General features: G+C 43.5%; 3 protein-coding genes. 2 read left to right on the forward strand and 1 reads right to left on the reverse strand.

What is annotated here, in order from left to right:
• A partial coding sequence (locus tag G327_RS0123375) for a VCBS domain-containing protein (protein ID WP_019617231.1) occupies nucleotides 1-4,815 on the forward strand: 4,815 nt, incomplete at its 5' end.
• Between the two features lie 156 nt (nucleotides 4,816-4,971).
• On the opposite strand, the gene msrA is transcribed toward G327_RS0123375, so the two are convergent.
• The gene (msrA, locus tag G327_RS0123380; protein WP_019617232.1) at nucleotides 4,972-5,517 is read right to left on the reverse strand and encodes a peptide-methionine (S)-S-oxide reductase MsrA; all 546 of its coding nucleotides are present in this window, start codon (nucleotides 5,515-5,517) and stop codon (nucleotides 4,972-4,974) included.
• Between the two features lie 803 nt (nucleotides 5,518-6,320).
• On the opposite strand from msrA, the gene G327_RS0123390 reads away from it, so the two are divergent.
• Nucleotides 6,321-8,044 (forward strand): tandem-95 repeat protein (locus G327_RS0123390; protein WP_019617234.1); only part of this gene is annotated, 1,724 nt, incomplete at its 3' end.

Below are 8,044 nucleotides of genomic sequence, written 5' to 3' on the forward strand. Positions count from 1 at the left end.
ACGGATACTACCACCTTTAATAACGACGGTACCTTTAAAACAGCGGGCTCAACGAATCCGACTGCGCTAGGTGAATTGACCATTGATGCGAACGGCGACTGGTCTTATGCAGTAGGCAACAGCAAAGTACAGTATCTGAACAACGGTGAAACGGTGACCGAGGTTTACACGGTCACCGCGACTGACGGCACAACGCATGACATCACCATCACCATTAACGGTGCGGATGATAAATCTGAAATCACGGTAGTCGGCACTGACAGCGACAGTGGCGCGGTAACGGAAGACTTTGAGGTTGATAACGGCCAGTTAAAAGAGACAGGTTCATTAACCTTAACCGATGTCGATACAACGGATAACACCACTTTTAATAATGACGGTACCTTTAAAACAGCCGGTTCAACTAACCCGACTGCGCTTGGTGAATTGACCATTGATGCGGACGGTGACTGGTCTTATGCCGTTGATAACAGCAAAGTACAGTACCTGAATGACAACGAAAGCATTACCGAGGTGTATACCGTCACAGCCACTGACGGTACTGAGCATAATATCATCATCACGATTAACGGTACCAACGATGCAGCTTCTGTCTCCCACACATATGTCGGCATGTCAGAAACGGATAGCGTGCTTGAAACGGGTGGCACCTTAACGGTAACGGATGTTGATAACAATGATAATACCTTTATCGCGATCAGCATTGACGGTAATAACGGCAGTTTTGAACTTGCAGAAAACGGTGTATGGACGTATCAGGCTCATTCTGCTTTTAATGAATTAAATGTCGGTGATTCTGTCAGTGATGTCTTTACCGTGAGCAGTGAAGACGGCACCGAAAGAACTGTAACGGTTAAAATTGAAGGCAGCAATGACGCGCCGATTATTACTGATGTTATAAAAAGTGTGAATGAAGGTGATGCAGAAATAACCGGTAATGTACCAGTAACAGATGTGGATCAGAATTCCACTGCAACATTTGCGATCAGCAGCGGCTCAACAGCACCTGCCGGTTTTGTTCTGAATACGGACGGTTCATACAGCTTTGATCCGACAAACGATGCCTATGACTACTTAAACAGTAATGAGTCTGTTGAGCTTATTATTCCGGTAACTGTAACAGACGATAATAACGCAACAGATCAAGGCACCATTAAAATCATTGTAAACGGCACCAATGATGCGCCGCAGATTACCGCGCAGAGTTTCTCTTATACAGAGAATCAGAACGCTGGTGATGTGATTGCAACTGTAACCGCCAGTGATGATGTTGAAGTGAGCGACTTTGTATTTGAAGCAACTGGAACGCATCTTAGTGCCGATAGTTTCTATCAGATTAACAGTGACGGGCAGATCAGCTTAACAACAAGCGGTGTAAGCAGCGCGGTTAATGATTTTGAAAACGGCCCTAACAGCGGTGTTTACAGTATCAGTGCAGTTGACGGTGAAGGAAAAGCGACTGCTGCTGAAATTACATTGTCTGAAACAAATGTTAACGAAGCCAGCATCACAATTGATCTGCTTACCGCTAATGCAGATAATATAATTGATGCAGCTGAAGCTAAAACGGATATTGAAATAACCGGTACTGTCGGCGGTGATGCTAAAGTGGGTGATACCGTTACACTGACGGTTCATTCTAAAGAATTTACTGGCGACGTTATTTTAGAAAACGGCAAACTTGTCTATAAAATTGATGTTTCAGGGCAGGATTTAGTTGCGGATAGTGACAACAAAATTGAAGCTAAAATTACCGTTAGTGATGAACTTGGTAATGAACTGACCGCGGAGGCTGAATCAGATTATGACGTGGCGCCTACTGCTGTAGATGATCCTCTTGGCGGCCTAAAAGGTGAATACTGGGGTTACGTGCAGGATTCATGGATGAAAGACAGTAAAGGCAATGTGCTTGACCATACAGACGAAGGAGAAAAGAGTTATTTCTTCAATCAGTCCTACGGCCAGCTTTCTGAAGCGGAACGCGCTGCTAAACTCATCGAGCTGGAAAACCATCAGCCGGGTAAGCAGGAAAACCTGACCAGTATTGCCGAAGTTGAGGCGTATATCGCTGCAAATGGTTCAGAAATCAGCTTTGTTTCCACGGCAATTGATTACCAGAAAGTCAGCGGCTCATCTGCGAACTTAGCTGATAATATTAATGCTGACGGTGTGCCGACTAATTTAATTAACTTCCTTAATAATGATGCACAAAGTATTTCCGGCAGCAGCACTGAGCTGGCGACTGACGCCATTATTAGATTAACCGGCTCTTTAAATGTTAAACAGGGAGGCGCTTATGAGTTTAATATTCTCCACGATGATGGTTTTCAAATAATTTTAGATAAAGGCACAGCTGACGAAATTGTTTTTCAATATGACGGCAATTCATCAATCAAAACAGATACGTTTTCTATTGATAACCTCACAGCAGGCTCGCACAGTGTTGATATTCTCTACTGGGATCAGGGTTATGGTCATAAGTTTGACTTAACACTTAAGGAAGTTAACGCCGACGATACCCGGGGAGAGAATATATGGATCACTGAAAACCTTTCTCACACGGACTCAAATGCGGCGATTGCCACAGAAGAAGATAAATCAATTGATATTGATATTCTAAGTAACGACAGCGATGCCGATGGAACGATTGACCCTGCAACTGTTGCCCTGAAAGATGCACCGCAGCACGGAACAGTTAGCTTTGATCCGATTACCGGTCTTGCAACTTATACACCGGATGAGAACTATAACGGCAGTGATTCATTCACATACACGGTAAAAGATAACGATGGAATTGAGTCGAATGTAGCAACGGTAAAAGTTGAGGTAAGCCCGGGTAATGATACTCCTGTAGCGGACCAAGTTTCTTATGAATTCAGCTACGAAGAAAACAGCACTGATGCACATGTTATCGGTAAGGTTCATGCCGCCGATATTGATGACGGGGATACGGTTACTTACAGCTTGAAAGAAGCTAACGAATATTTTGAGGTTGACTCTCAGACTGGTGAAATTTCATTAACTGAGAAAGGTGTAACTGCCCATACAAATGATTTTGATTCAATTGAGTCGAATCTGCACAGTCTGACGATTATTGCAGCAGACGGCCAATCGCAGGTCGAGATCCCGGTTGACTTAACTGAAATTGGTTACGGTTATATTTCCAGCGCTCATGGAGATAATACTATTGACGGAACAGACAGAAATGATGTGATTGTCAGTGACTCGCAGGGTGTTAAAATTGTTGCAGGTGAAAATTATAATATTGCTTTTGTTCTTGATTCTTCAGGCAGTATGGGGGATGGAAGTATTACGACAGCAAAACAGCAGCTTACCACTCTGTTTGAAACGCTGATTGAAAGCGCGTCTGGTGCGAATGCGGGCATTGTTAATGTTTTACTAGTTGATTTTGATTCTTTGGTAACCACAACTGTCTCAGTAAATCTTGCGGACAACGACGCGTTAGGTACGCTTCAGGGCGTATATGATGATATTCAAAGAGGCGGTCAGACCAACTATGAAGATGCTTTCCTAACCACAACAGACTGGTTTGAAACTGGGCTGGCTTCAACAAACAGCGGTACTAACCTTACTTACTTTATTACTGATGGCGTACCAACCTCTTATTTACAAGATGTTGCCCTTGCAGATATAAAAGCAAACCAACTGGCAGTTAATTATCGGGATAGTACTGGTATTCCAGATGTATTATTAAACACTTTAGTGGATGATAGTTATACCGGAGGCGTAGTGACTGTTGATGAAGTAACTGCTAACGGTGTTACTTTTGCCGCATGTGAAATAGTTGATGCTGACGGTATAGTTTACAGCTACGAATTTACGGCAAATGGAGACATTTACAGCAAGGCCGCGATTGGTAAACTTGTGAACGAAAATGGAACGTACCATTTAGAATTGGCTATAGAAAATTCGACTGATGCAAAAAATAAAGCTTTGGCTGCTTTTGATGAACTTAATAAATTATCGGATGTGGAAGCGATAGGTCTTGGCAATGGACTTGCATTGGATAATTTAGCGCCTTATGACACAGACGGAGCTGCCGTTGTTGATTTTGATATTGCTGACCTTGCTACTCTTTTAACCGGCTCAGAGACACAGCTGACGCAGGGAGCTGATACCGTGGATGGTGGAACAGGTGATGACATCATTTTTGGAGACCTGGCTGTAGGATCTGCAGATAATGGTTATGGTTATTCCGCACTGCAGGAATATGTTGATCTGAAAACCGACGGCGAGCTTATTGATGTTAGTACAGCCGACGTTCATGAATATATCACTAGCCATATTGATGAATTTAATGTGTCAGATGCCAAAGACGGTGATGACAAACTGTCAGGCGGTGCCGGAGATGATATTCTCTTTGGACAAGGCGGCAGTGACCAGCTCAGCGGTGGCGAAGGTAATGATCTGCTGATTGGCGGACACGGTGCTGATACCTTTATCTGGCACGATGGAGACAGTGGAACTGACCATATTGCTGACTTTGATGTAAATGAAGACAAACTTGATTTAAGCGAACTTCTGCATGTTTCAGTAGGTGATCATCTTGATGATTTCTTAGACTTTTCATCTGACGGCATAGATACAACTATTTCAATTCATGTTGATGGGGCCGGCTCTGAAGTTACTCAGACTATCATTCTTGACGGGGTTGATTTAGGCAGCGATGATGTGACTGTTATTAACAGCTTGTTTAATGAAAACAGTAACGGCCCGCTAATCATTGCTGATATTGCGGTAGTTGATGCTACTGGTGAGATTACGGTGCTAGATGATGTGATCAGTCAGACTTAGAGCTGAACTGCTGACTTAGTTAGGAGCAGCCTACGGGCTGCTCTTTTTATATGTGGAAGTGTGCTTTTAGCCGTGTTGTATCAAAGGCACACTTCAAAAATAGAAGATAATATTAAGCGGAGTAGTATTAGCTCTTAGTATTTTAAGAGGAAGAATCTAATTGCTCTCTGCTTTTAGTTTTGTGCGGTATTTTTCTTTAAACTTGTTTAATTTTGGTGAAACAACCAGCCGGCAGTATCCCTGTGACGGATTATTAATAAAATATCTCTGATGATAATCTTCGGCTGCATAAAAGATACTTGAGGCATTAACTGTAGTTTGAATTTCACCTTCACCGTACTGTCCATCGCTTAGCGCTAAGATGAAATTTTCAGCCGCTTCTTTCTGGTTTAAGTCATGATAAAAAACGGCTGAACGATACTGCGTACCTATATCATTTCCCTGGCGGTTAAGTTGAGTGGCATCGTGGAGACTGAAAAATACAGTTAATAATTCCAGATAGCTGATCTGCTGATCTTGATAAATAATCTGTACCGCTTCTGCATGGCCGGTTTTACCCGTACAAATGCTCTGATATGTGGGGAATTCAGTAAGGCCGCCGGTATAACCTGAAGTGGCTTTGATGACTCCGTGCAGGGAATTAAAAGCTGCTTCGATGCACCAAAAACACCCGCCTGCAAATGTCGCTGTAGAAACTGCCATATTACCTCCGATAGATTGTATATACAGCTGAATAAAAAATAGAATGTTTTACTCTATGGCCTGCCTAGATGAGAGATGTTAAATCAAAGCCTAATAACACATTCTATTATATTTTTAACTCGTATGGTCTTCATATTTAGTACTTGTCGCAATTATAAACTGCACCAATAAACATCTCAAAAGTGGGGTGTACAGCGGCTTTCTGATTCATTTTAAGGCTATAATCTAAGCGTTTATCTTGTAGATATAGTGTAGTAAATAAGGCAAAAAACGAAGAAAAGTTATTTAAATTATCAAAAATACTGATTTCAAAAGCACCTTCTTGTCACTGTTGTATTCCAAGAGAGATGTTTTTAGGTATGGTACAGGAAGTTTACGGTTTTGTGTAAATGTAAAATCATTCATGATTACTGTTGATTTTATTTAAGGCTTATGGTTGGTTGTGACTCATGAAATCTAAAGAGGATTAGTAGGTGTTACACGAAAACCTATTTATAATCAGTCGCTTACTGGCAATGTTGACGGGTGGTCTGTAAAGGTGTATTTTAAGCGGTATATCTGGGTGGTGGCTTGGATGTTTATTTGACGAGTACCTTTTTTTTATATTATTCAATGTGCTGTCGTCACAAAATTTATCTGTTAAAAATTTTTAGTAATACATTTCAGCTTTTTGGAATATTGTCATTTAAAAGGAATTTGTTCATGTTTGTTTATATTTCCCCTGAAAAAGATTTACAGCTTACCTTAGCAAAAATAAACAACATGGCCGCAGGCATTAACATCATGAATTCGGAGAAAAAATAATGAGTAATAATGTAAACGATAACAAAAACGTTTTAGATGTTGATGCGATAGATCTAGAAAATGAATTATTAGAAAAAACAGCAGATGTCGCTGGAGCGTCTGGAACTGAAGAATTTGTGATTGATGAAGAGCTGCTAAGCGAAATAGAAGCTATTCAAGATGCGATTGCAGACAGTGACCAGCCTATTGAAGATTTCGAAACCGCGGCTGGTTTAACTACAGGTGACGGCGGCAGCTCATCTGCTGTTGAATTTGACCGTGACGGTGCAGAAACCATCGCCACAACTGAATTCGAGACAGAAGGTTTTGAGTTCGAACAGCAGGCTGCGATTATTACCGAAACAAATACAGAGTCTGTAAATGCCGGTCCGACTATTACCGCTGACAACAGCGCGATGGATGAAGATAGCGGCAGCATAACGGTAAGCTACAACGCGGCCGATGTGGACGGCACGATTGTTTCCACCACAGCGACAGTGCCTGCCGAGCAGGGCACGGTAACAATCAATGAAACCGACGGTACCATCACCTTCACCCCGGAAGAAAATTTCCACGGTGATGCGACTATTACTCTGGTCACGACCGATGATGACGGCGCGACGGCAACGACTACTTCCACAATTAGCGTTACTGATATCAATGACGGCCCGACTATTACGGCTGAAAACAGCACAGTTGCAGAAGACAGTGGTAGTGTAACTGCTGCTTATACTGCGGCGGATGTTGACGGTGTAATTGTTTCAACCATTGCGACGGTACCTGCCGAGCAGGGCACGGTAACAATCAATGAAACCGACGGCACCTATACTTTTACCCCGGCAGAGAACTTTAACGGCGATGCGACAATTACTTTTGTCACTACTGATGATGATGGTGCAACGGCAAGCACGACTTCCACGATCTCTGTCGCGGATATCAATGACGGTCCGACTATTAATGCTGACAACGGTGCGATGGATGAAGATAGCAGCATAACGGTGAGTTACAACGCTGCCGATGTTGACGGTGTGATTGTTTCAACCACTGCAACGGTTCCTGCCGAACAGGGCACGGTCACTATCAATGAAACTGACGGCACCTATACTTTTACCCCGGCAGAGAATTTTAACGGTGATGCGACCATTACCCTGGTCACGACTGATGATGACGGCGCGACGGCAACGGCCACATCAACCATCAGTGTAGCGGATATCAATGACGGCCCAACTATCAGCGCAGATAACGGCGCGATGGATGAAGACGGCGGTAGCATAACAGTTGACTACACCGCAGCCGATGTGGATGGAGTAATTGTTTCAACCACTGCAAGCGTACCGGCCGAGCAGGGCACGGTAACGATCAACGAAACCGACGGCACGATTACCTTCACACCGGCGGAAAACTTCCACGGTGATGCGGCCATTACCTTAGTCACTACCGATGATGACGGCGCGACGGCAACTACAACTTCAACCATCAGTGTGGCGGATATCAATGACGGTCCAACTATCAGCGCAGACAACGGTGCGATGGATGAAGATAGCAGCATAACGGTGAGTTACAACGCTGCCGATGTTGACGGCACAATCGTGTCAACCACCGCAAACGTACCGGCCGAGCAGGGCACGGTTACTATCAATGAAACCGACGGTACAGTTACTTTTACCCCGGCAGAAAACTTCCACGGTGATGCGACTATTACCCTGGTTACGACCGATGATGACGGCGCAACGGCGAGCACGAC

The organism is Psychromonas ossibalaenae ATCC BAA-1528 (assembly GCF_000381745.1).
Lineage (GTDB): Bacteria > Pseudomonadota > Gammaproteobacteria > Enterobacterales > Psychromonadaceae > Psychromonas > Psychromonas ossibalaenae.